Consider the following 24,340-nt stretch of genomic DNA (forward strand, 5'->3'; position numbering starts at 1 on the left):
GGTGATTGGTTTGTATTTATGAACTAGCTGAATTAGCTAGAAATATCCTTGTTGTAAGAAAGGTATTATAATTCCTTACTAATAATATTGATATACATTTGCTCAATAAAAAGCGAATTTTTTGGTATTTTTTACCGTTTATCATCAAATATTTTCCTTTTGTCTTTATTTTTTAGAGAGAAATGACATTTTTCTATTATGTCTAGTCGATGAGCAGTTAAACGTAACAGCTCAAATTTAGCCAACAAAAATTGCTTATAGAGTTTTATGATGGAGATATTTACTAGACTTATCAGTCTTAAAGATGATATATAGTTGTAAGATGAAAAATGTTGTCACTTCTAAATTTGCCATATAAGCACAAATTCAGTCAGCTTTTTTAATCCCATTTGTCTCTATACAGAACCTTGTATAGGGGCGATTTCAGTTTTACGTCAGCGTTCGTAATCCTCTTATCCGTTGTGATATGACGTGACGCTGACGTAAGTAAATATGATCCCCAGTTTTATCCTAAGGAAGAGATGTATGAGTATCAGTCAGGCCATCGAAAAAATCGAAGCACGTTATGCGCATCAGCCAGAGTTTATTCAAGCAGTAAAAGAGGTGGCGATTACGATTCAACCTTTATACGATGCTCATCCTGAATATAGTGCATTGAAAGTATTTGAGCGTTTGGTGGAGCCTGATCGGGTATTTGGTTTTCGTGTTAATTGGGAGGATGATAAAGGCGACGTACAAGTCAATCGTGGCTGGCGTGTGCAGTTCTGTAATGCTTTAGGCCCTTATAAAGGTGGTCTTAGATTTCATCCTACCGTCAATCAGTCGGTACTAAAGTTCTTAGGCTTTGAGCAAATTTTCAAAAATGCGCTAACTGGCTTGCCTATTGGTGGCGGTAAAGGCGGGTCAGATTTTGATCCTAAAGGCAAAACAGATAGCGAGATTCGCCGTTTTTGCTACGCCTTTATGCGTGAGCTACATCATTACGTGAGCAAAGACATGGATGTGCCTGCTGGTGACATCGGCGTCGGTGGTCGAGAAGTCAGCTACATGTTTGCGATGTATAAAAATTTAACACGCGAATCAACAGGTGTTATCACTGGTAAAGGCGTGGGCTTCGGTGGTAGCTTGATGCGTACAGAAGCGACCGGCTATGGTGCGGTATATTTCTTAGAAAATATGCTTCTCGCCCAAAATGACACGCTCAAAGGCAAAAAGGTGCTGATATCAGGGGCAGGTAATGTCTCATTACATGCTGCTGAAAAAGTGAATGCACTTGGTGGTATGGCAATAACGGTTTCTGATTCACAAGGGACTTTGCACGATGAAAAAGGCCTTAATCAAGAAAAAATAGATTGGCTCAAAAAGCAAAAACAGCATAATAAACCATTGGCAGAGTATGTTGACGTCTATGGTGGAGAGTGGTTTGCTAAACAAAAACCGTGGCAGTTTAAAGCTGATATTGCGATTCCATGCGCCACTCAAAACGAAGTCAATGAAGCTGATGCCAAGCTATTGGTTGAAAATGGTGTCAAGTACGTGGTCGAAGGCGCTAATATGCCGCTCACTGCTGAAGCGATTGATTATATCCGTTTGCACCGAGTCCATTATGCACCTGGCAAAGCAGCCAATGCTGGCGGGGTTGCAGTATCTGCGCTTGAAATGTCGCAAAACTCTGTCCGTCAATATCAAACCTTTGAGCAAGTCGACGAGCGTCTAAAAGGTATTATGAAAGATATCCACGACAGTGCTGCGAACGCTTCAGAACAATATGGTCAAACTGACAATGGTTATGTCGATTATATGGCTGGTGCCAATATGGTTGGCTTCAAACGTGTGGCTGATGCGTTGGTCGCTTTTGGTATTTTGAACTAGTCTTACTTATAAGTGGTAAACAAGCCTTAGTGGTTGGTTAATATGGACAAATAGCGAAGCCCCAATCACTGAATGGTTGGGGCTTTTTTAATGGAGATAAATCAAGATGAGTTATAGTCAGTTCAGAATAATATCGATATATTACTCGTTATAGTCAAAGAACTCTAAAATGGGTACAAGGCAGCCGACTGTAGATTGTACAAGTAGTACACCTAAGGAGGGTAACGCCGTAGCGGTTTAGTAGTTCACCGACTATAGATGCGACTGGTATAAATTTTCCTTGCTTGCTGCTATCACAGAGGCTACGAAAAATTCATCCCAGCCGCACTATCTCTGTTTTAAAGTAAACTCACTCTAGCTATACCATCTCGCGCCATTTCCCTTGAATCATAATGCCTTGGATAGGATTTAGTCCCATCTGATAGGCCAAATCAGCAGGACGGGCAATATCCCATAGCGCTAAGTCAGCATCACAGCCCACTTCTATTTTACCTTTATTAGGTAGCCCTAACGCCTGTGCTGCATAAACGGTTGAGCCTGCTAATACTTCTTCAGGTGTCAGATAAAATAACGTACAGCCCATATTCATCGTTAATAAAAGCGACGTTAACGGTGAGGTGCCAGGATTACAGTCAGTTGAAATTGCTATAGGAACTTGGTGCTTACGTAATGCCTCAATCGGCGGCAACTTGGTGTCACGTAGCGTATAAAACGCCCCTGGCAATATCACAGCAACGGTATTGCTAGCCGCCATTTTTTTAATATCTTCTTCTGATAAGTGCTCTAGATGGTCGCTCGATAGTCCTTTATATTCAGCAACCAAAGCACTTCCACCTATATCAGATAGCTGCTCAGAGTGCAGTTTGACGGGAAGATCTAATGAACGCGCTACCTCAAAAACACGCCTAATTTGCTCAGTATTAAAGGCGATGTTTTCGCAAAATCCGTCGACTGCATCAACCAAGCCTTCTGCATGAAGAATAGGTAGCCATTCGCAAACTTGCTCGATATAGTCATCCGAGCGGTCCTGCATGTGAGACTTGTATTCGGGCGGCAAGGCATGCGCTGCTAAATAAGTGGTGCTCACATGAATGTCATATTTTTTGCCCAGTTGGCGAGCGACCGTGAGCATTTTGCGTTCAGTGTCTAAGTCCAAGCCATAGCCAGACTTGATTTCGATACTGGTGACGCCTTCTTTCATGAGCGCGAGTAAACGTTTTTCACTTTGTGCAAATAGCGATTCAATACTGGCGGCGCGGGTGGCACTAACTGTCGCGACGATACCGCCGCCTTGTGCCGCGATGTCTTGATAGCTAGCGCCTTGTAAACGCGCTTCGAATTCGTTGCTACGGTTACCACCATAGACGATATGCGTATGACAGTCGATGAGTCCGGGAGTTATCCATTTGCCATCGACGTCTGTAATTTGATATTTTTGATAATGCGGCAAATGAGCAGTAATTTGCTCCTGTGCACCAATCCAAGAAATTTTGTCACTTTTAATACCGATAGCCGCGTTAAGTAACTGGCCATATGGGATGCTATCAGCGTGCTCATTTGTATCACCACCTGCATCAATACCAAAACCATGCTGCGCTGAAAACGTCGCAATATTTGCATTGATAATAACGTGATCAAACGATGTCATAGTGGACTCGTTTAGTGCCTGCTCTACAGGACTTTTCGATACGGAGTTTTTTGATGTATGCATAATATGCTCCTGATTGTTGTGAAGTCAGCGATCTTTGTTGGTAAGATCTAGGCGCTAAGTAAGTGCTGCTCTACAATGGTGGCTAGTAAGCGAGCAGCAACTTTGCAGCTACGACTGTCAATATCAAAAGTAGGGTTAATCTCAGCAATGTCTGCCATTTTCACTTTGCCTGATGCCATGATGGTTTTGACCATGCGCTCAACGAAACCCAACTCAATGCCAAAGGCGGCAGGTGCGCTCACACCCGGAACGACACTAGATGGCAAGCAGTCCATATCGATGGTTAAGTACACGATATCGACCTGACCTACAAAGCTTTTGACCCGCTCAGCAAGTGTATCCCAAGGCTGATAATGACAGTCTTCATCACTAATAACCTGTACGCCCAATTGTTCAGCGCGATCAAAAAGCGCCGCCGTATTAGAAAAGCGACTGACGCCAATACAGCAATAATGAAAGGACTGACCATGTGTGTCAAGATGCTCGGCAATTTGGCGAAACGGCGTCCCAGAGGTCGCAACATCCGACTGACGAATATCAAGATGGGCATCAAAATTAATAATCCCGATAGTAGGTGTGACATTGGCATTTTTCGTATTTTCTAAGGCCTGCCACAACCCTAAAAAGCTACCATAAGAAATGGCATGACCGCCACCAAGTCCGATGGGTAGACCACATTGCTTGACGATAGTGCTCACTGCATCGGCATATTTGATCTGAGCTTGCTCAAGGGTGCTCTCGGCAAAGCCATCATTATCATCACAATGAATGTCACCAGCATCACCCAATAAGGTTGATAATTGACCGTCAAAACGTTGTTGTAAATCAGCGATGACTGGCAGCGTAGCAAAAGCTCGACGAATCAGTGGCGGTGCTGCTCTTGCTCCTACGCGCCCTTGGTTGCGTCTGACGCCTTGATCACAGGCAAAGCCAATTAGCCCAATATTTTGATTCTCGTATGGCTGAGCAAGCTGATACCAATAGCGAGCACGTGCAGTCTCAAACGGCTCAGCGCGCCCTGTCCACTGAGTCATATCAGCAGGTGTATGGCTAATGCGTGTGGTATTCGGTGCTGTTGTTATCGCTATTGTCATCGCTGCTCTCCGCACATTAATCTTTATTTAGACTCGTACCAGTCGCTGCGTAGTGACTGCCAATGTTCAGCAAGTGTACCGTCTAATACCAACTGCTTAGCTGCTTCGATATCAGGGGCTAGGTAGCGGTCTTTATCATAAAAAGTCACTTGCTCACGTAGTTTTCGATGCGCCACAGTCAACGGCTCTGATGTCTCTAATCCGCGATGAAAATCAATCCCTTGACCGGCAGCCAATAGCTCAATACCGATGATAGTGGCAGTATTCTGTGCCATCTCATATAGGCGTCTTGCGCAATAGGTCGCCATTGATACATGGTCTTCTTGATTGGCAGAAGTTGGGATACTGTCGACACTGCCTGGGTGAGCGATAGATTTATTCTCTGATGCCAGTGCGGCTGCGGTTACATGGGCGATCATAAAGCCTGAGTTCACCCCAGCGTTATCAACCAAGAATGGTGGCAGACCACCTGACAAAGTCGCATCAATTAGCAAGGCCACACGGCGCTCAGACATAGATCCAATCTCGGCGATTGCCAAGGCTAAAATATCAGCGGCAAAAGCAACTGGCTCAGCATGGAAGTTACCACCTGATATGGCGACAGGGCCATCCTCGTTATTAAAGATAAGTGGGTTGTCGGTCACCGCATTGGATTCGATTAATAAGGTTTTGCCTGCTTGATTGATGATATCAAGACAGGCACCCATGACCTGTGGCTGGCAGCGTAGGCAGTAAGGGTCTTGCACTCTGTCATCTTGCTCACCGTCATGTGAGGCGCGAATAGCACTGCCTTTGATTAATTGACGATGTGCTTTAGCGATTTCGATTTGACCATGATGACCACGTACTTCATGAATACGCGCATCAAATGGTGAATCTGATCCTTTAGCCGCATCAATTGATAGTGAGCCTACAATGGTGGCGGTCTCAAGTAAGTCACGCGCTAAGAAATAACCACGTAATGCTAGCGCAGTTGAGACTTGCGTACCGTTGATAAGTGCAAGGCCTTCTTTAGCTGCAAGAGTAATAGGTACAAGTCCATGCTGTGCTAAGGCATCAGCAGCAGGCACTTTTTTACCCGCAACAAAGACATCACCTTCACCCACCATCGCAAGTGTCATATGTGATAATGGCGCTAAGTCACCAGAGGCACCAACTGAACCTTTGGCTGGGATATTTGGTGTGATTTGGTTGTTGATTAAGGCAAGTAGACTATCTACTACCTCGCGACGTACGCCAGAGACACCTTGAGCCAAACTGGCAACTTTCATCACCATAATCAGTCGCACGACGCTATCTGGTAACGCTTCACCAGTGCCCACAGAGTGAGAAACGATTAGGTTGCGTTGAAGTAGTTCAAGTTGGTCGTCACTGATACGCGTCTTTGCTAAGAGGCCAAAACCAGTATTGATACCATAAGCGCTTTTATCTCGCGCAATGATGGTGCGCACATCTTCGTGTGAGGCATCTATTGCCTCATAAGCGCTCTCAGGTAGTGTAAATATGACAGGCTGCTCATAGATATCACGTAGCATCTCAAAGCTAAGCTGGCGAGGGTGTAGGGTTAGTTGTTTGATGTCGTTCATAGGGGTAATCCTAGTGTGGTAAGCCATATAGTCATTCCACTATAAAAGTATTACAGCATTAACCTCGCTTGAAGTATTTGATATACATCTACACTCGGTTGCCTTGTACTACTTTTAAATTGAATCAACTATATGGGTTATATTATTTTTGATTCGTATCTTTTTTAAAATGAAGTTGTTGAAAGGTTTTTAATCAACGAAATATCTATTATTGAGTTTGAATTTTTAGCCAATCCAGTTGAAATACATAGCCAACTGCCCAAAAGCAGCAGCCAACAAAATACTGAGTACCACACGCTCGAACCAAATAATGACCATTTTGCCAACAGAGACAGGAATCTCGGTCGCAAGCACACACGGAATCATGGCTGAGAAGAACAGCACACTGCTAATGGAAATGACCCCTGCGACATAGCGTGTCAATATGTCTGCCTCACTCAGTAGTAATGCTGGCAAGAACATCTCAGCCAATCCCGCTGACATTCCTTTGGCCGCGACAAGCGGTTCTGGTAGGCCGCCAAGCCATGTAAAGGGATAAAGCAGCAAGCCCAACGCATCGAACACGGGCGTATATTTTGCTAACAGCAATCCTGTTAAGCCGACAGCGATGATAGACGGCACGATAGCAGCGGCCATCGTTAGACCGTCGCGAAAGTTAGACCATAAGATTTGTTTGAGGTCAGTGGCACGGCGCGAAGTGGACAAGCCTAAATCAAATGCTGCTGCTAACCGTGTACCACCTTTATGATCTAAAGCGGGACGTTCGACGCTATCATCAAAAAGGCTGATGGGCGGAATACGAGCGGTAATCGCAGTGACAATAAAGGTAATTACTAGCGTAGACCAAAAGAACACATTCCAGAACTCCATCAGACCAAGCGTTTTGGCAACAATGACCATAAACGCCGCTGATACAGTCGAAAATCCAGTCGCAATAATAATGGCTTCACGCGCTGAATATTGCTTTTGCAAGTACACACGATTGGTGATGAGCAAACCAATCGAGTAGCTACCGACAAAAGAAGCCACGGCATCAATCGCTGATGAGCCTGGGGTTTTCCAAATAGGTTTCATAATTGGCTGCATGAGCACACCGACCATTTCTAGTAAGCCAAAACCAACCAAGAATGCCAATATTAACGCCCCAATCGGTACAATCATACCGACTGGTAAGGCCAACTTTTCAAACAAAAACGGCAGCATATCCTTTTCCATCATAAAGGCAGGCGCTATGTCAGCCACATACATCACTGCCAACATCAGACCGATGATCTTGAAAGTCGTCATAATCATATGAGTGATATTTTTGCGCCATGAGCCATCGATAAACGGCTTACTCACACCATAGATCATGAGTAGAAACAGTAATGTCACGGACAAGGTATGCTGCTGAGTGACCAGATAGGTTGCGCCATGATCGAACAAAATCGTGCTTTTTTCACCAATGGTAAATGGCACAAAAAACATGACCAAACCGATCGCACTGAATACGATAAGCTGTATTAAAGCAATAGGGGTGGATAGCAGTTTTTTGGACGATGTTGTTGCATTTTCATCGTTCAGACTGGATATCGTATTTTGCTCAATCATATTATCCTCCTTGATAAAATGTCGATTATGTCCTTATACCTAGCTACAGCGTATGAGGACAAGGGACAAACTATTTGATCATTGGCAGGTTTAGACCATAGTCTTTCGCTGTTTTAATCGCCAGCTCATAACCTGCATCGGCATGACGCATAACGCCAGATCCGCAGTCATTGACCAGTACTCGTGCTAAGCGTTTGGCTGCGGCATCAGTACCATCCGCGACGATGACCATGCCGGAGTGCTGCGAGTAGCCCATGCCAACGCCGCCGCCATGATGCAGTGATACCCAAGTTGCACCGCCTGCCACATTCAGCATGCCGTTTAATAGTGCCCAGTCAGATACCGCATCTGAGCCATCTTTCATGCTTTCTGTTTCGCGGTTTGGACTGGCAACAGAACCCGTATCCAAGTGATCACGACCAATGACGATCGGGCCTTTTAGCTCACCATTCTTGACCATTTCATTAAATGCCAAACCTGCTCTATCACGCTCACCAAGCCCTAGCCAGCAGATACGGGCAGGCAAGCCTTGAAACTGAATGCGCTCTTTTGCCATGTCTAACCAGCGATGGATATGTTTGTTTTCAGGGAACAGCTCTTTGATTTTTTGATCGGTCTTATAGATATCTTCTGGATCACCTGACAACGCTACCCAGCGGAATGGGCCTTTACCTTGGCAAAACAGCGGACGAATATAAGCGGGGACAAAACCTGGGAAGTTAAAGGCATCTTTGACGCCTTCATCGAAAGCGACCTGACGGATGTTGTTGCCATAATCGGTCGTTGGAATATCCATTGCTTGTAGATCTAGCATCGCCTGTACGTGTACGGCACAAGATTTAGCGGCTGCTTTGGTCAGTGCTGCATGTTGCTCTGAATCTTCTTGCGCAGCTTTCCATTCTTCTACTGTCCAGCCACTTGGCAGATAGCCATTAATCAAATCATGCGCCGAGGTTTGATCGGTGACCAAATCAGGCTTCATGCCGCCAGCGTTCGCACGCTTGACCATTTCAGGCAACATATCTGCGGCATTACCAAGTAGGGCGATAGAAACGGCTTCACCCGCATCGGTATGTTGTTTGATTAACTCGTAAGCATGGTCAAGGTTATCTGCTTGTTTATCAACATAACCAGTGCGCAAACGGAAATCAATACTAGACTGCTGACACTCGATGTTTAATGAAGTGGCCCCTGCAAAAGTAGCGGCTAGTGGCTGCGCGCCGCCCATACCGCCAAGACCAGCGGTCAGAATCCAACGACCCGCCCAGCTGCCATCATAGTGCTGACGACCTGCTTCAACGAAAGTCTCGTAAGTACCTTGGACGATGCCTTGCGTGCCGATATAAATCCAGCTACCAGCTGTCATTTGGCCATACATCATTAAGTCTTTGCGATCCAGCTCGTTGAAGTGCTCCCACGTTGCCCAGCGCGGCACAAGGTTTGAATTGGCAATCAACACGCGTGGTGCATTTTCATGCGTTTGAAACACGCCCACAGGTTTGCCTGATTGCACCAATAATGTCTCGTCATCCTCTAATTCTTTTAATGACTCTAAGATTTGATCATAGCTTTCCCAGTTACGGGCTGCACGTCCGATACCACCGTATACGACTAGGCTTTTTGGATTTTCCGCCACATCAGGATGCAAGTTGTTTTGCAGCATACGATAAGGGGCTTCGGTCAGCCAGCTTTTGCAATGTAGGGTGCTGCCAGTCGGCGCAGAGATTTCGCGGCTTTCGTCACGGCGGGTCAGCTTAGTCTCTTTGTTGGTTCCATGGTCAGTCGTCATGATCATATCCTTGTGATAGCGAATAGGGCGATACAGTAATCAAAGTAAGTGTTTTACAGTCAGGCTATAAACGCAGCAAAATATCGAGTAGATAAAGCAGATTGTTTATGCTGCTGTAAAGTTGTATATACAAATTATCAAAGATACTTTTTTCATGCAAGAAGTTTTTATAAATAACTCAATTATTTTTGTGCGCATTTTGGTAGATAGGTAGGTGTCATGTGGTTTTGCTGACGTTCATGAGGGTATCTCGTGATATTATGACGCTATTCTCATTGGTGAAACTGACGGTTAAAGGCGAACATGACAAAAATGATTCCGGCGTATCAACGTATAAAAAACGCCATATTAGACAACATTCATTCTGGTAAATGGCAAGCGGGTAACGCGATTTCGACAGAAATGGCACTGGCAGCAGAGTTTGGTGTGTCGCGAATGACGGTCAACCGCGCGCTAAAAGAGCTGAGCGAAGAGCGGGTATTAGAGCGTCGGCAGGGGTCGGGAACGTTTGTCGCGCAGCAGCAGTTCAATCATACCTTTGTAGAAGTGCGTAATATTGCACAGGATTTAAAATCTGCCAATCGCGATTATCAGGCACAAGTAATAAGTAAGCGCACGCTAACTGCCGCTATGTTGGACGATGAATTACGGCGTAAATTTGGTATTGATAAGGATGATGACCGTAATGAACACGAAGTAGCTGTTTTATACGAGGTAAAAATCATTCATTTTGCAGATGGTCAGCCTATACAGTTCGAAGAACGTTGGGTCGATGCCAAAAAAGTACCAGCGTTCATTGAGCAAGATTTTAGTGTGGTCAATACCAGTGACTATTTGATTGCCAAAAGTCCACTAGAGCGCGGCAACTATACTATTCGGGCCTTAGCGGCACTTGATGAAGTAGCAAGTGCACTACAAATTGCCCCGCAGTCACCGACACTCGTACTGCGTCGCCAGACCTATTCGGCAGGCCAAGTCGTTACTTTTGTAAAAATGTGGCATGCTGGTGATCGCTATCAGTTTTCAGGTGAATTATAGCCAGTACCTTACGTATACTCACTGATTGTGTACGTTTTTTCTGTCTAAAGTGAGATACTATATCCATAAGCTGGTATTTAATGAGCAGCAATTACTATTTATTGAATAGTAATAGGATTTGCACAAGCGTTAAAAATTCAAAAATAAACTAGAAATAGCATTGAAAAATCGCCTAAATAACCTCAAATTGGGCAGTCAAAGCCGAATATTGCAGGACAGTTTATACTGTTCTCTTGTGCCGGCTTTCCCTATTTATTAGCTTTATGCGTTTTCACTTTATTCATTCACTCTTATAAGGACGTCTTATGAAACGTCGTACTCTTTTAGCCCTTGCTGCCAGCACTATGTTCCTTGCCGCTTGTGGTCAATCTACTACCAACGAAGCCGATACCACGGCAACTGACAGCGCTGCAACAGGCGGTTCTGATTTGCTACAACGCATTAATAATGGCGGCACCATCAACGTCGGTACAGAGGGTACTTATCCTCCGTTCACGTATCATGATGAGAGTGGCAAACTAACGGGTTATGACGTCGAAGTGACGCGCGCAGTGGCGGAAAAACTGGGCGTAGAAGTTGAATTCAAAGAAACCCAGTGGGATGCGATGCTGGCAGGTTTGGATTCAAAACGCTTTGATATGGTGGCCAACCAAGTCAGCTTGACGACGCCTGAGCGCTTAGCTAAGTACGATAAGGCTCAAGCTTATAGTTGGTCGGGCGCGGTTGTATTGGCACCAACGGACGATAATCGTTATAGCTCGTGGGAAGGTCTAAAAGGTCTACGTACGGCGCAATCACTCAGCAGTAACTATGGTGAACTTGCAGAGCGTTACGGTGCAGAGATTGTCCCTGTGGATGGCATGGCACAAGCAATCCAGTTGGTCAAACAAGACCGTGCTGACTTTACGATGAATGATAACCTTGCAATATTAGATTATCTAAAAAAATTCCCAGACAGCGCGCTTGAGATTAAATTGGTTGCTCCTGCTAGTGAGCAGACTGGTTCAGGATTAGTCTTGATTAAAGGCGATGATGCTGTTGTAGCAAAATTAAATGAAGCAATGGCTGAGCTACAAGCTGATGGTACGTTGACCAAGCTTAGTCAAGATTTCTTCGGTGCTGATATAAGTCAACAAAAATAATGCTAGCTTCTATAACCTCATGGATAGCTGAATTGCTGGCATTGTTGCCATTCATGGATCCGGATCGGGCGCAGATTGTCATCAATTCATTTTGGCCGATGCTCAAAGGCGGTATCTATTATTCGATACCGCTAGCATTGATCTCATTTGCGATTGGTATGGCGATTGCGTTGACAGTGGCGCTGATTCGTATCATTCCGCGTGCCAGCTGGTTCCATGAGATTGTCTACAGGCTTGCTCGTATTTATGTATCCGCGATTCGCGGTACGCCGATGCTGGTACAGTTGTTTATCATCTTTTACGGACTGCCTAGTGTTGGACTGAAGCTTGATCCGTTTCCTTCCGCGATTATTGCCTTTTCGCTGAATATTGGTGCTTATGCATCAGAGACGGTGCGCGCCTCTATTTTGTCCATCCCAAAAGGACAGTGGGAAGCAGGATCGACCGTTGGCTTGACGTATCTACAGACTTTCCGCCATGTTATTTTACCGCAAGCACTACGAGTGTCGGTGCCGCCGTTGTCTAATACCTTTATCAGTTTGGTAAAAGACACGTCGCTTGCATCATTGGTGCTCGTCACTGAGCTGTTTAAACAAGCGCAGATTATCACGGCTCGTAACTATGAGTTTATGCTGGTCTACACAGAGGCAGCAGTGATTTATTGGGGTATTTGTTTATTCTTGACCTTTATCCAAGGCAAGCTTGAAACTAGGCTTGATCGTTACGTGGCGAAATAGCGCCAGATAGCGATAGGTTAGTATGACATTGCTTACTGACCTATTGCAGGATAGCTTTAGCATCATCAGTACAACAGGAACCTTTATGATTCAAGTCACCAATATTCACAAGGCCTTTGGCGGCAATCAAGTGCTCAAAGGCATTGATTTGACCATCGAAAAAGGCAAAGTGGTCGTGATATTAGGACCATCTGGGTCAGGTAAAACGACTTTTTTACGTTGTCTTAATGCGTTGGAAATTCCAGATCAAGGCGTGATTGCCTTTGACGATGACAGTCTTACGGTCGATTTTGCCACTAAACCTAAGAAAAAAACCTTGCTCGCACTGCAACGTAAGTCAGGTATGGTTTTTCAGTCTTATAATTTGTTTCCACATAAGACAGCCATTGAGAATTTAATGCTTGGACCGACTGTGGTGCAAGGACAAAGTAAAGCGCAAGCCCGCGAGCAGGCGGTGGTCTTGCTGGAGAAAGTTGGTCTGTCAGATAAAGCCGATCTGTATCCGTTTCAGCTATCTGGTGGTCAACAGCAGCGTATTGGTATTGCTCGTGCGCTGGCTATCGAACCGTCATTACTGTTATTCGATGAGCCAACGTCCGCGCTTGATCCAGAGCTGGTTCAAGATGTATTAGAAACCATGAAGCAGCTGGCCTCTGAGGGTTGGACGATGGTTGTGGTGACGCACGAGATTAACTTTGCCCGTGATGTTGCCGATCATGTGGTCTTAATCGAAGATGGTGTGGTCGTCGAAGAAGGCAGTGCCGAGCAGTTGTTTGAGCTGTCAACGCATCCACGTACGCAGGCATTTTTACAGCGTATCGAAAAGCAATAGAGCTAGAGTGCTGTGTTTTGACTATAAAGTGAAGGTCTGAGCCATATGAAGCCCTAAGCAATACATAGCTGTGAGTGTTAAAAAGCCCCAATCATGTTGTCATGGTTGGAGCTTTTTTTTATAAAAATATCAAAAAATTTATACCTGTTGCCGTTTTTTAAACCAACGTGGTACGCGAGTCGCAGTACCGTTTAGCATGGCATTCAATAAAGCGGCCAATAGAATGAGTATCACGCCCACATACTGAATCAATGATAGGGGTTGATGTAGTAAGATGGTCGCAAGGGCAATCGCGGTCAACGGCTCAAAAATAGTAAAAACGGATGCACGAGAGGCAGGCAGTTTCTCCAGTGCTTTCATATACAGGCCAAATGGCACGACAGTTCCTAGCAAAGACAGCCCTAACACATAGCCCCAAGTCGTGAGCGGTAGGGTCAGTAATTTTTCATACGTATTATAAGTTTCTGGCAAAAATAGCAGCACACCTGCACTAATAATAATAGAGGTAAAAAACACCAATGGGGCAGGGTGAGCGTGATGCATCGCGCGTTTGCCAAGCACGCCGTATAGGGAGTAGGACATGCCTGCCAATAGCCCAAGCACGATACCCCAGTTGACTTGCGCCTGCTCGCCTAGCATGGTTAAGCCCACGCCAAACACCGCCATTAGTGACAGCAGTGCTGATTTTCGCGTAATAGACTCATTGAGCAAAAAGGCTGAAAACAGTAAACTAAACACGGGCGCAGTGTACAGCAGCGCGACAGCAGGACCTGCGCCCACATAGCTGACGGCAAAAAAATAGCAGATGGACATGCTAAGCACACCTATTAGTGACTGAAGTGCCAGTCCTAACCAGTGTTTTGGGCGCAGCTTAATCAGATCAGGCCATAATTTAGGGAGCATGGCCAATATAATAAAAGCGGCCGTGACGATACGTAATATGGTCACTTGCCAGCCGCTAAAACCGATTTGATTGAGATAGGTAGAAAATATACCCAACGTGCCCCAGCAGATAGCTGCGGTGATGATTTGAATGATGCCTATCCATGACTTTGGTGATGGCACTGCGGTATCCATGTTCGCCATATCGTTTTCTTATTATTATCTGAATGATACAATCTTTTGCAAGATTACCCGTGGTTCAAACGTGCCAAGTAACACTGAACAAACAAAAGACAGCCTTATTATAAGCTGTCTTTTGTTTATTATTTGAGTCTATCATGAAAATATTACTGAGTCGCTCAAAAACATTAAGTCGTGTTGAAATAGGCGATAGGACACGCCCTAATCAATCCACAAAAACCACGCTTGCTCTCGGGTACTATTTTGCTGAATAAAGCACACTTTTTCAGCTTGGGTTCTGGGCTGATGTGAGACATCTGCGCCGCAGTCTTTTGAGCGCTGCTTTATCCACGCTTGCTGCTCTAGCTTTAAGTCGTCTGCCATCTGTGTGCCATAGAGGCGTCTGACCGCCTGCCGTGTATTATTGTAGCCACTATTTAACGTTTGGTCGGAGGTTTTGTACATCGTATCAATCAGTTTGGCTTGCGAGGCCAATGGCAAATACGTGCTGTTTTCTGTGTAGAGAAAAGTATCGCTATCGGTTGTCCAGTTACTGGTTATGTAGAGCTCATTATTTAAGGGATCTATAAATCCATTGAAGTCTTCACCCTTAAACGTATAGCCTTGAAACCCACAAGGGGTCACGCCATCGTTACACACACTATGCTTGGTTTTGGCAGGATACAGCTTAACGGGATAAGGCGTGTTGCGGAATCTTTTGCCCGCCAGCTTTGTTTGAAGCAAGAGCCCTACGTGAGGGGCAACCAGTAGCATATTGTCACAAGTCACGCTTCCTTCTGCACAGTCTTCATAGAGATTCAGGCGCTGACCTTGAACGTCCATGCCCAATATAAAGTTTGCCTCGATAGGGGCTACTGCTGAGCTCATAACAGCCACTAGCATCAGGCTAGCAAACACCGTCATACGTATAAATGTTCGCTTTATATTTGGGGCTGTGATAGACATGATGGATTTATACCTGCATTAAAAAGTTACTCAATAGACGCTTAGCACCTTCAGTCGCAAACGACTCTGGGTGAAACTGTACGCCTTGGATTGGATAGTCTTTGTGTGCCAGTCCCATAATCTCATCACCTGTCAGCGCTGACTCGTCAAAGCTCAATTCAGAACGACTGTCATTGGCGACCACAGATGTGATTGTGAGGCAGCTTGGTATGGTATCAGCCTTTACGATGAGTGAGTGGTAGCGCATGATTTCAAGCTCTTGAGGCAGATCTTTATAGATGCCTAAGCCATTATGGCGAATGGAGGAGACCTTGCCATGCATCGGCACGCTTGCCCGTACCACGTCACCGCCGAACACATGCGCGATGCCTTGCATGCCGAGGCACACACCCAATAACGGCGTCGTTTTACCCATCACTTCGATGACCTCAGCACAAATGCCAAAGTAGGCAGGATCATCGGGTGAGCCTGGGCCAGGTGAGATGATGATTCTATCGAGATTCATCGCCTGCACATCTGCTAGAGTGATCTCATTGTTGCGTTTGACGATGACGCTGGCTTCTTTATCATCGCCTAAGGTTTGCAAAATCTCGCCCACATATTGGTAGAGATTAAAGGTAAACGAGTCGTAGTTATCAATAATTAAAACATTCATGGGGCATAAACTCTTTTGTAAAATATAGCTGGGTAAAATATAGTCAATGTACGAATTACGGCTGGTATAAACTACAGCGACATAAAGCTGTCTAATACGACTTTCATCGCAGACAGTTTGCGCTGAATCTCTAGATACTCATCTGCTGGGTTTGAGTCATAGACGTTGCCGCCGCAAGTTTGGGCATAAGCCGACTCGCCGCTGATAAACAGACTGCGAATAGGAATGGCAAAGATACAATCACCATTGAAATTGAACGAGCCTAATGCGCCGCCATAAGCACCGCGTCCGTCTGGCTCTAGCTCATTGATGACCTTGATAGCTTCAACTTTTGGCGCACCAGACAATGTGCCGGCAGGGAAGTTGCTGGCAAGGGCGCTAAACATATCCTCATCAGGGTGCAGGATACCAACGATTTCAGAGGAGATGTGCTGTACGTGAGAGAAGCGTTTGATGTCCATCAGGCTACGGACTTTTACCGTACCAAATCGAGCCACACGGCCAATATCGTTACGATGTAAGTCGACTAGCATATTGTGCTCGGCAATTTCTTTATCATCGTTGAGCAGTGCGCGGGCAAGCTTACGGTCTTCGATCACATCGACCCCGCGTTTGGCTGTTCCTGCAAGCGGATAGGTTTCCATTTCACCTTGGCGCAAGCGGAATAGCAGCTCAGGGGAGGCGCCAATGATGCACTGCTGAGCAAATTTCATAAAATACATGTGCGGTGACGGATTGACAGCACGCAGCTTTTCATAAATGGGCATCTTGTCGCCAGCGATACGATACTTAGACTTAAAGCCTACCTCACACTGAAAGATACGCCCAGCGATGATGTCCTCTTTGACCTGCATGACGACATTGGCATGCTCTTCTTGGCTCATGCCATCACCTAAGAACTCAACCATCGGCGGCTCATAGCTCGGTACAGGAGTATCAAGCAAGGCTTTGATTTGCTCTATTCGGTTTTCTTGCTGAGCAGTCGGGTAATAAAAATAGAAGATTTCCCCCGTCATTTTATCTAGTGTCAATCCATCTAAATACACACCAAACTTAAATGGCTCAAAATCTTCGCTGGCTTTTGCATTAAGGCTAGGCTCAAAGAAGTTCACGCAGTCATAACCCAAATAACCGACCAGACCGCCACTTTGATCGCGGGCGATGACATGTTGTGGCGTTATTTCGCGCAGCAGCTGGTAAGGGTTGTCAGTTTGATAGTGGCTGGTTTCAGCGGTTTTATTATCGGTAATGGCAAGCGTGTTGCGGTCTAATGCCGCTATGGTCGTGACAGGATCAAAACCTATCGCATGATGGCGTGAGATATGGCTGTCTTCGCCCAATGATTCGAGCAAATAGCAGGTATCAAAAGCGCTCTCGATGCGTTTGAATAACGCAAAGAAATCAATATCTTGCGTGAGCTTAATACGCTTTGGTTTGCTCGGAATATCAATAGGAGCAGGCTTGGTCTGTATGCGAGTAATAGAGGTCATAACAAAGTCCGAAATTCATCAAATGTGTGTCGATTAATAAGTAAGAAAGTAGCAATTAAAAAGGTGGATAGTGCTGAAATAAGTGGCTTAAGAGCGACTTCTATGAGTGGTCAGTAACGCACTCACGTCATGGCTTTGCTTGGCCTTGGCACCGCGAGAGACAGTTGCGATACCAACGCCTAGCTGCTCAGAGATATCACGTTGCGTGATGCCGCGATCAAGCAAATCAAAAATCCGAATACGGTTGGCGATGTCGTGCTGCTCTTTATCCGTCAGCAGTGCACTGAGCAGCTTGTCAATATCTGAGCTATCAGTACAGTTCGTCAAATGTTTCACTAAGCTTTGATAAGGATCGGTAGTCATAATAGGTAATCTTAGCCAAAGAAAATAGATAGGTCGCTCTCAAGCAATTTTTCGCTGAGGACTATCTTGTTTCAGTATTCTAGTACAGTAGTACAAGAAAAACAAGTGCTAGCCCATATCGTTATTATTGATCAAGACACGCCCTAGTTGATCTTTCATCAATGCTAAATCAGCCGTGCTTATAGCCCTGCATACCTTTGTATTTGTAATTATCAAAGCATCTCATTGTATATTCGTGCTTGATCAGAATTATTCATGCAAATTTTTATATTAATTATTGCCAAATTGTTAATACTTCGTTATTATGCCTCTCATTATTTAAACGCTAATAATTATCATTAACATTAATAATGTTATTCGTACGATGAGTCAAGTGTTTTAAAGTATTAAATCTTCTGATAGGCACTATTTCAAAGGTTATCTAACGACCTTTGAAAATAATTCTAAAAATTCTAATTTCTGATAGTCAATAAAGTGAGTGTGTTATGCGCGAAGTAAAGTTATCTAGTCAATTGACGGTATTGTCAATGGGTGTCGCAGCAGTATTATGGACGCAAGCTGCCAGTGCCGCAACGGCAGCAGATATGCCAAATACGACGTTACAGACTATCACCGTAACAGCGAATAGCTCAGTACGTAACGCTGTACAAGAAGACTCTGTTTATATAGATGACTATACGCCAGCGGCACAAGCCAGCCACTTGAGCGATTTTCTGGACGTTGTGCCAGGAGTAAGCGTGGGCGGTACATCATCGGTCAACCAACGTATTCGTGTACGTGGTCTTGATGATACTAATTTAAAAGTAACGATTGATGGCGCACGTCAAGAAGGCGCGTTGTTCTACCATATGGGTGATGTCACCATCGATCCAGATCTGCTAAAACAAGCAGAGGTATCAGTCGGTAATAACTCAGTGACGCTAGGCAATGATGCTATCGGCGGTGCGGTTGCTTTTGAGACAGTTGACGCGGCAGATTTACTCAAGCCTGGTCAAAAAGTAGGTGCTAAGCTTCATACGGGTTATGCTAGCAACAATGATGAACTGCTAACCTCAGCCACTGTTTATGGTACGCCAACAGAAAATATTGATTTACTGGCTTATTATGGCAAGCGTGATGCCAATGCTGGCGAAGACGGCAAAGGCCGTGACATTCAAACAAAAGACAGCGAAGGCGAAAATATCCTATTGAAAGCTGGTGCTTATGTCGGTAGTGATCATCATGTAGGTGCTAGTTTCAGCCGTACCGAAAACAAAGGCAAGTTCCCATTACGTCCAGATTTTCCTGCTGGTGGCTGGAACCCAATCATTCCGCAGGAAGTCAAACGCGATACCTACGCGCTTGACTATGCCTATAGTCCTGCCAACCAGTTGGTCAATGTAGACGCCAATGTCTATCAGACCAGCACGCAGATTTTGCGTAACTCTGATGGCGAGCCTGGGTTTGAGTTTGATGCAGAAGTAAAAACCACAGGCGGCAAAGTACAAAACACCAGTATCATCGATAGCAGTATCATCAATGGTGTGCCAGGGGTTCATAAGTTAATCGCTGGGGTTGAACATTACAAAAAAGAATCTGAGATGACACGCGACTTTGGTAACACCAGTACCGATGAAGCGACCAATACCTCAGTCTATCTAGAAGACCAATGGCAAATGGGTAAGCTTAGCTTAACGCCAGGTGTCCGTTATGACCGTTATGAGTCTCCAGAGTATGTATCTGCTGGCAAGACTTATGACAATGTCGTTGGCGCATTAGCTGCTAGTTATGAGATTGCACCACGTACCCAAGTATTTGCGAGCTATACTCAGTTGTTTAATGGTCCAGACCTTAGCCAAACGATCTTCAATACCAATGGCGCTGATACCTATGTCAATGATGACCTAAAAGCAGAAGAAGGCGGCAATGCAGAAGTCGGTATTGCCACAACTTTGCGCGGGCTGACCATGGCTGACGACTCTCTTAAATTAAGTGCCAAATACTTTGAAACCAATATCGAAAACCATATTGAGTTTGTACGTGCAGGCGGCCGCAGAACTGGTATGAATTGTATAACCGGGCAACTAGGTACAAGCGCTGCCCCTGAATCCTGCCAAGGCGTCATTAATAATGACGAAGATTTCAAAATCAAAGGGGTCGAGCTATCAGCAGACTATCGAGCAGATGACTTTAACATGGGTCTAAGCTACGCTCGTGCACGCAGCAAAGGCGAAGATACCGACTATAATATCTCGTCAGTGAGCGGTAGTAGCTCTGAGTCTGGTGACAAATACATGGTCAACCTTGGTTATGCACCAACCAATACCACCGAGCTTGGCTGGCGCAGTACATATGTTGCTTCAGTCATGCCTAACACTGGTGGCGATGATGTCAAAAAACCAAACTACGACGTTCATGATATCTTTATGAGCTATACACCTACTCAAGTTAAAGGCCTAAAAGCCACGCTTGGGGTGTATAACCTATTTGATGAGACTTATGCGAGCCACGCCTCACGTAACAACGCTTCAGATGACAATTACACAGATTTTAAAATGGGACGTAATATCAAAACGTCTTTAACCTATCAGTTCTAATCTTATTGTCACTTGATGATAGATGAAAGGGCCAGCTGTCTGTATAGGATAGCTGGCTTTTTTATGGTCAGTAAACGGTGAAGTATGTGATAGCAATTATAATTTTTTTAAATACCAATAACCAATGAATAAAGAAACCAGACCAATGATTTCACTTAACCCTCGTCAAGCCTGCCTTTGGATTCACCGTTATACGGGGCTTGCCATGGCAGCATTTTTAATTATCGCCAGTATTACTGGCACGTTATTGGCATTTCATGACGAGCTGGACGATGTGTTCAATCATAAACTAGCTCAGGTCGACGTCCAAGAGACACCGCAACTGCCTATCGCCACGCTTCATGATAGAGTCATCAGTGCCTATCCAGAACATACCTTTTCTAGCATGCCAACGTCGATAGCGGCAGATAGGTCGGCAGTATTTTCGGTAGATAGAGCCCGAGGCAAGGCTGCTCAAAACCAACCGAAAGCACCGTTTCAAGAAGTTTATGTGAACCCCTATGACGGTAATATTATTGGAACCCGTGATAAAGACCAATGGGCATTGCACAATACCATGTGGAAAGTTTTCTGGTTGCACCGCGATTTATTACTTGGCGATATCGGCAAATGGGTATTAGGTATCGTGTCTGTCGTTTGGACCATTAACTGCTTTATCGGCTTTTACTTAACGTTTCCGAGAGCAGTTAAAAAGAAAAACGCGCAAAAAAAATCATCTTCTAAAAAACGCGCATCCTTTCTCAAGCGTTGGTTACCAGCGTGGAAAATTCGTACCAAGAGTAATCTGTTTAAACTGAATTATGACTTGCACCATGCCTTTGGATTGTGGCTTTGGGGCATGTTATTTGTCATTGCTTGGTCAAGTGTCGGATTTAATTTAAAATCCGTCTATCAGCCAGTGATGCAAGCGGTGGTCGGACTGACCCCAAGAGAGGGAAAACCTGCCAAACCTGAGCCGAATAAAATAGCAGAACAAAACAGTCGTGCAGATGGGAGTGTACATTCAAATACGGGGGTCAATAATCGCTCAAACGATGTGGATGTAATCACTCGTGTGGTGAATAAGACCAATAGCATTGCCTATTTAAGCGCACAAGCCGATAGTGCAGCGCAACAGAACGGCGTGTCTGTGCAGCAGCTGCTAGGTATTCGCTGGGTCGAAGAAGACAAGCAGTGGCAGATGCGCTTTCAAACGGATAAAGATATCGGTACGCACGGTGGCGCGTCATCTATTACTGTTGATGCGGCAACAGGTAACGTCGAGCGCGTCAATTTTGGCTATCAAAACTCATCATTTGGCAGCAAAGCTGATCAATGGCTATCGACCTTGCATATGGGGCAGATCGGTCAAGGTTGGGGACATCGGCTATATCAAATATTTTTAGCAATGATTGGACTGGCTGTAGCAGTATTATCAGGGACTGGTGTTTATCTGTGGTGGAAAGGTCGTCAAAGTCAATTAAAGGCGCTGCAAAAAGGCATGCCCTAGTTATCATTTTAATTGCAAAAATATGGTGTATGCTATCGAGACAGTAAAAATGAAGTAAGCAAACGTCTCACCTAGCATGACATTTCTATGCCAGCTATTATTTTCGTCATAGTTTTTTGTATAATCTACTGAAGAAATATCTTGAGTAAAATCCATAGGAATAACGACTAATCTTAGAGCATACAAAGTGAAACCTAACCAGGTTAGGGTATTTGCTATGTCTTTATCTACAGCGGAAGACAGGCACAGACAAAAGCTCACGATTAAAAACAATATTGATAGATTTTTATAGTTTATCCATCGATTATTCAATAGAGCTTTATGCATCGACAATTCCTTTTTTCGTTTGCAAAATTCTGTACTTAAACCGCATCAACAATCACGGGACGACCTTGATGGTTTAGCACGGTCACATCGACATTGTACAATTCTTTCATGGTCTCTTGCGTAATGACATCGACTGGCTGACCAACAGCCATCACTTGTCCTTCTTTCATTGTGACCACCGTATCGGCGAATTGTGCGGCTTGATTGATATCATGTAAGACAATCACTACGGTCTTCTGCTGACTGTGGCTTAGCTCTCGCAGTTCTCGCATCAGGCGACCAGCGTGATACATGTCCAAATTATTTAGCGGCTCATCAAGCAGTAGATAGGGCGTATCTTGGCAAACAATCATAGCAATCAGTACGCGCTGGCGCTGTCCACCTGATAAGGTCGATAAGAAACGGTCGGCCAACAGCTCAAGCTCAAATCGCTCAATAATCTCTTGTACCTTCTGCTGATCATCAGCCGTCGGCTGCCCTTGATGATAAGGGTAGCGCCCAAACATCAGCAGCTCATGTACACGCAATCGTCCTTGCACTTGGTTATCTTGTCCAAGCATTGCCACCGTTTTGGACAAGGTTTTCGCATGACAGCTAACAATATCATGCGCGCCGAAACTGACTTGTCCCGACTGTAGCGGTTGCAGGCGTGACATAACTGAAAACAAGGTGGATTTACCCGCCCCATTGGGGCCAATTAGAGCAATAATCTGTGCGCTTGGCAAGGACAGCGTAATGTCATGCAAGATTTGTTGCTTGCCGATATGGTGCGAGATATTATTGAGTTGAATCATAATGAGTCTTATCTTAAAATTTTTTATGTGTATCTAAATTAATAGTGTCAGCTAAGTGGTCATAACGAACGACGTTGAGACATAAAGATCAATGCTAAGAACATTAAACCGCCAGCTAGCTCTATCACTACTGACAATACGCCTGCCATGTCGAGCACTTGCTCAAAGATAGTCTGACCGAGTACCAAGCAAATCATAGCGACCAGACTGACCAATATCAGCCGCTCGCTGTGGTACATATGACGGGCGATACGATTGGTCAATGCACATACCAATAAGCCAAAGAACGTCACAGGGCCAACCAACGCAGTAGCGGTGGCGACTAGCACAGCAATGACCGTTAATAGCCCAAATGCGAGACGTTGATAATGAATACCAAGGTTAATAGCTTGTGATTTACCGAGCATCAATACATCACATTGATAGCGCCAGCGCCAAACAAATATCGCAGTGATAGCACAGATAAATAGGCTGATACCCAGTAGCTGAGGGTTGACTGTGTTGAACTGTGCATAGCTGGCAGATTGCACCACCACAAAATCATCAGGATTAATCAGTCGTGCAATGAGTGCAGACAAGCTGCGAAATAACACACCAAAGATAACGCCCACCAATATCAAGCGTGTCAAATCCTGACTGCTTTTTGAAAATAGCAGCTTAAATAACAATAATGACGCGCCAAACATCAAGACAATTTCAAGTGTGAATTTGGCAAGAGGGTCGATACTGGTAAAGCTAATCGCGCCTAAAAAGAAGACCAATAAGCTTTGCAATAGAACATAGAGTGAATCAAAGCCTAACAAGGAAGGCGTGAGAATAGGGTTGTGCGTTAAGGTTTGAAACAGTAGTGTCGACACCCCGATAGCATAGCCGACCACCATTAACGCCAGCAGTTTTTTGCCACGTAATGGCAAGGCAAAGTCCCAATGTCCGTTAACGTTGAGTGTCAAAAATAGCAGCATCGAGATGACCAAGATAGCGGTGGCAATCGACTTTGGATGATTGACGATCCATGCCCAAAGTTGCGCCAGACGACTCTGCCAAGCCGTGGCAGTAGCCGTATTTTCTAAGGTACTGTTTTCCAAAGCACTGTTTTTCAAAGTGCTATCTTCTAAGGCACTGCTTTCTATCGAGCTGTATTTTGTTGTATTGGTTTTAGCCATGGTCATTTTTTCAGAGCGAGGCGTAGACGGTGAAAACATACGCGAATCCTGTAGTATCAAGCAT

The 24,340-nt window shown here is 44.9% G+C and carries 19 protein-coding genes; 7 read left to right on the forward strand and 12 right to left on the reverse strand.

Features of this window, described 5'->3' with window-relative positions:
* The first annotated feature begins 525 nt into the window (after positions 1-525).
* On the forward strand, positions 526-1,872 hold the full coding sequence (gene gdhA / locus AAEY72_RS09520) for an NADP-specific glutamate dehydrogenase (RefSeq protein WP_352310334.1): 1,347 nt from the start codon (positions 526-528) through the stop codon (positions 1,870-1,872).
* Positions 1,873-2,230: 358 nt separating this feature from the next.
* Here gdhA and hutI read toward each other — a convergent pair whose 3' ends face one another.
* The 5 genes from hutI to hutU form a co-directional block, all read right to left on the reverse strand.
* Positions 2,231-3,583, reverse strand: a complete 1,353-nt coding sequence (gene hutI / locus AAEY72_RS09525) for an imidazolonepropionase (RefSeq protein ID WP_352310335.1) — start codon at positions 3,581-3,583, stop codon at positions 2,231-2,233.
* A 47-nt stretch (positions 3,584-3,630) separates the two neighbouring features.
* Complete coding sequence (gene hutG / locus AAEY72_RS09530) at positions 3,631-4,677, reverse strand: formimidoylglutamase (protein ID WP_352310336.1); 1,047 nt, start codon at positions 4,675-4,677, stop codon at positions 3,631-3,633.
* 23 nt (positions 4,678-4,700) lie between these two features.
* Entirely contained in the window at positions 4,701-6,263 is a 1,563-nt protein-coding gene (hutH, locus tag AAEY72_RS09535; RefSeq protein ID WP_352310337.1) for a histidine ammonia-lyase, read from the reverse strand.
* Positions 6,264-6,488: 225 nt separating this feature from the next.
* On the reverse strand, positions 6,489-7,853 hold the full coding sequence (locus AAEY72_RS09540) for a YjiH family protein (RefSeq protein ID WP_352310338.1): 1,365 nt from the start codon (positions 7,851-7,853) through the stop codon (positions 6,489-6,491).
* Positions 7,854-7,923: 70 nt separating this feature from the next.
* Complete coding sequence (gene hutU / locus AAEY72_RS09545; protein ID WP_352310339.1) at positions 7,924-9,642, reverse strand: urocanate hydratase; 1,719 nt, start codon at positions 9,640-9,642, stop codon at positions 7,924-7,926.
* Positions 9,643-9,954: 312 nt separating this feature from the next.
* Between hutU and hutC the strand changes: the two genes are divergently transcribed.
* From hutC to AAEY72_RS09565, 4 genes are all read left to right on the forward strand, one after another.
* Positions 9,955-10,680 (forward strand): histidine utilization transcriptional repressor HutC, encoded by a 726-nt coding sequence (hutC, locus tag AAEY72_RS09550; RefSeq protein ID WP_352310399.1) that lies wholly within the window; start codon positions 9,955-9,957, stop codon positions 10,678-10,680.
* Positions 10,681-10,985: 305 nt separating this feature from the next.
* Positions 10,986-11,822, forward strand: coding sequence for an amino acid ABC transporter substrate-binding protein (locus tag AAEY72_RS09555; RefSeq protein ID WP_010201058.1), 837 nt, complete (start codon positions 10,986-10,988; stop codon positions 11,820-11,822).
* Positions 11,822-12,559, forward strand: coding sequence for an amino acid ABC transporter permease (locus AAEY72_RS09560; RefSeq protein ID WP_275691767.1), 738 nt, complete (start codon positions 11,822-11,824; stop codon positions 12,557-12,559). Before AAEY72_RS09555 ends, AAEY72_RS09560 begins: the two co-directional genes overlap by 1 nt.
* Positions 12,560-12,644: 85 nt before the next feature.
* Positions 12,645-13,391 carry an amino acid ABC transporter ATP-binding protein gene (locus tag AAEY72_RS09565; protein ID WP_352310400.1) on the forward strand — a complete coding sequence of 249 codons (747 nt, stop codon included), beginning with the start codon at positions 12,645-12,647 and terminating at the stop codon, positions 13,389-13,391.
* A gap of 138 nt (positions 13,392-13,529) precedes the next feature.
* Here AAEY72_RS09565 and AAEY72_RS09570 read toward each other — a convergent pair whose 3' ends face one another.
* The 5 genes from AAEY72_RS09570 to AAEY72_RS09590 all read right to left on the reverse strand — a co-directional run bounded on the left by AAEY72_RS09570 (position 13,530) and on the right by AAEY72_RS09590 (position 17,927).
* Positions 13,530-14,477: a DMT family transporter gene (locus tag AAEY72_RS09570; protein ID WP_352310340.1), complete on the reverse strand. Its 948-nt coding sequence runs from the start codon at positions 14,475-14,477 to the stop codon at positions 13,530-13,532.
* A gap of 198 nt (positions 14,478-14,675) precedes the next feature.
* Positions 14,676-15,341, reverse strand: a complete 666-nt coding sequence (locus tag AAEY72_RS09575) for a lysozyme inhibitor LprI family protein (RefSeq protein ID WP_352310341.1) — start codon at positions 15,339-15,341, stop codon at positions 14,676-14,678.
* Positions 15,342-15,426: 85 nt separating this feature from the next.
* On the reverse strand, positions 15,427-16,074 hold the full coding sequence (locus AAEY72_RS09580) for an anthranilate synthase component II (RefSeq protein ID WP_352310342.1): 648 nt from the start codon (positions 16,072-16,074) through the stop codon (positions 15,427-15,429).
* A 71-nt stretch (positions 16,075-16,145) separates the two neighbouring features.
* The gene (locus tag AAEY72_RS09585) at positions 16,146-17,564 is read right to left on the reverse strand and encodes an anthranilate synthase component I family protein (RefSeq protein ID WP_352310343.1); all 1,419 of its coding nucleotides are present in this window, start codon (positions 17,562-17,564) and stop codon (positions 16,146-16,148) included.
* Positions 17,565-17,651: 87 nt separating this feature from the next.
* Positions 17,652-17,927, reverse strand: a complete 276-nt coding sequence (locus tag AAEY72_RS09590; RefSeq protein ID WP_194619191.1) for a Trp family transcriptional regulator — start codon at positions 17,925-17,927, stop codon at positions 17,652-17,654.
* A 485-nt stretch (positions 17,928-18,412) separates the two neighbouring features.
* Here AAEY72_RS09590 and AAEY72_RS09595 point away from each other — a divergent pair, with 485 nt between their 5' ends.
* Both AAEY72_RS09595 and AAEY72_RS09600 read left to right on the forward strand, forming a co-directional pair.
* Entirely contained in the window at positions 18,413-20,503 is a 2,091-nt protein-coding gene (locus tag AAEY72_RS09595; RefSeq protein WP_352310344.1) for a TonB-dependent receptor domain-containing protein, read from the forward strand.
* A 145-nt stretch (positions 20,504-20,648) separates the two neighbouring features.
* Positions 20,649-21,992, forward strand: coding sequence for a PepSY-associated TM helix domain-containing protein (locus AAEY72_RS09600; RefSeq protein ID WP_352310345.1), 1,344 nt, complete (start codon positions 20,649-20,651; stop codon positions 21,990-21,992).
* A gap of 362 nt (positions 21,993-22,354) precedes the next feature.
* On the opposite strand, the gene AAEY72_RS09605 is transcribed toward AAEY72_RS09600, so the two are convergent.
* Positions 22,355-23,113: an iron ABC transporter ATP-binding protein gene (locus tag AAEY72_RS09605; RefSeq protein ID WP_352310346.1), complete on the reverse strand. Its 759-nt coding sequence runs from the start codon at positions 23,111-23,113 to the stop codon at positions 22,355-22,357.
* Positions 23,114-23,172: 59 nt separating this feature from the next.
* Positions 23,173-24,315 carry an iron chelate uptake ABC transporter family permease subunit gene (locus AAEY72_RS09610; protein WP_352310347.1) on the reverse strand — a complete coding sequence of 381 codons (1,143 nt, stop codon included), beginning with the start codon at positions 24,313-24,315 and terminating at the stop codon, positions 23,173-23,175.
* Positions 24,316-24,340: the final 25 nt, after the last annotated feature.

Source organism: Psychrobacter sp. W2-37-MNA-CIBAN-0211, from assembly GCF_040309405.1.
Taxonomy (GTDB): Bacteria; Pseudomonadota; Gammaproteobacteria; order Pseudomonadales; family Moraxellaceae; genus Psychrobacter; species Psychrobacter glaciei.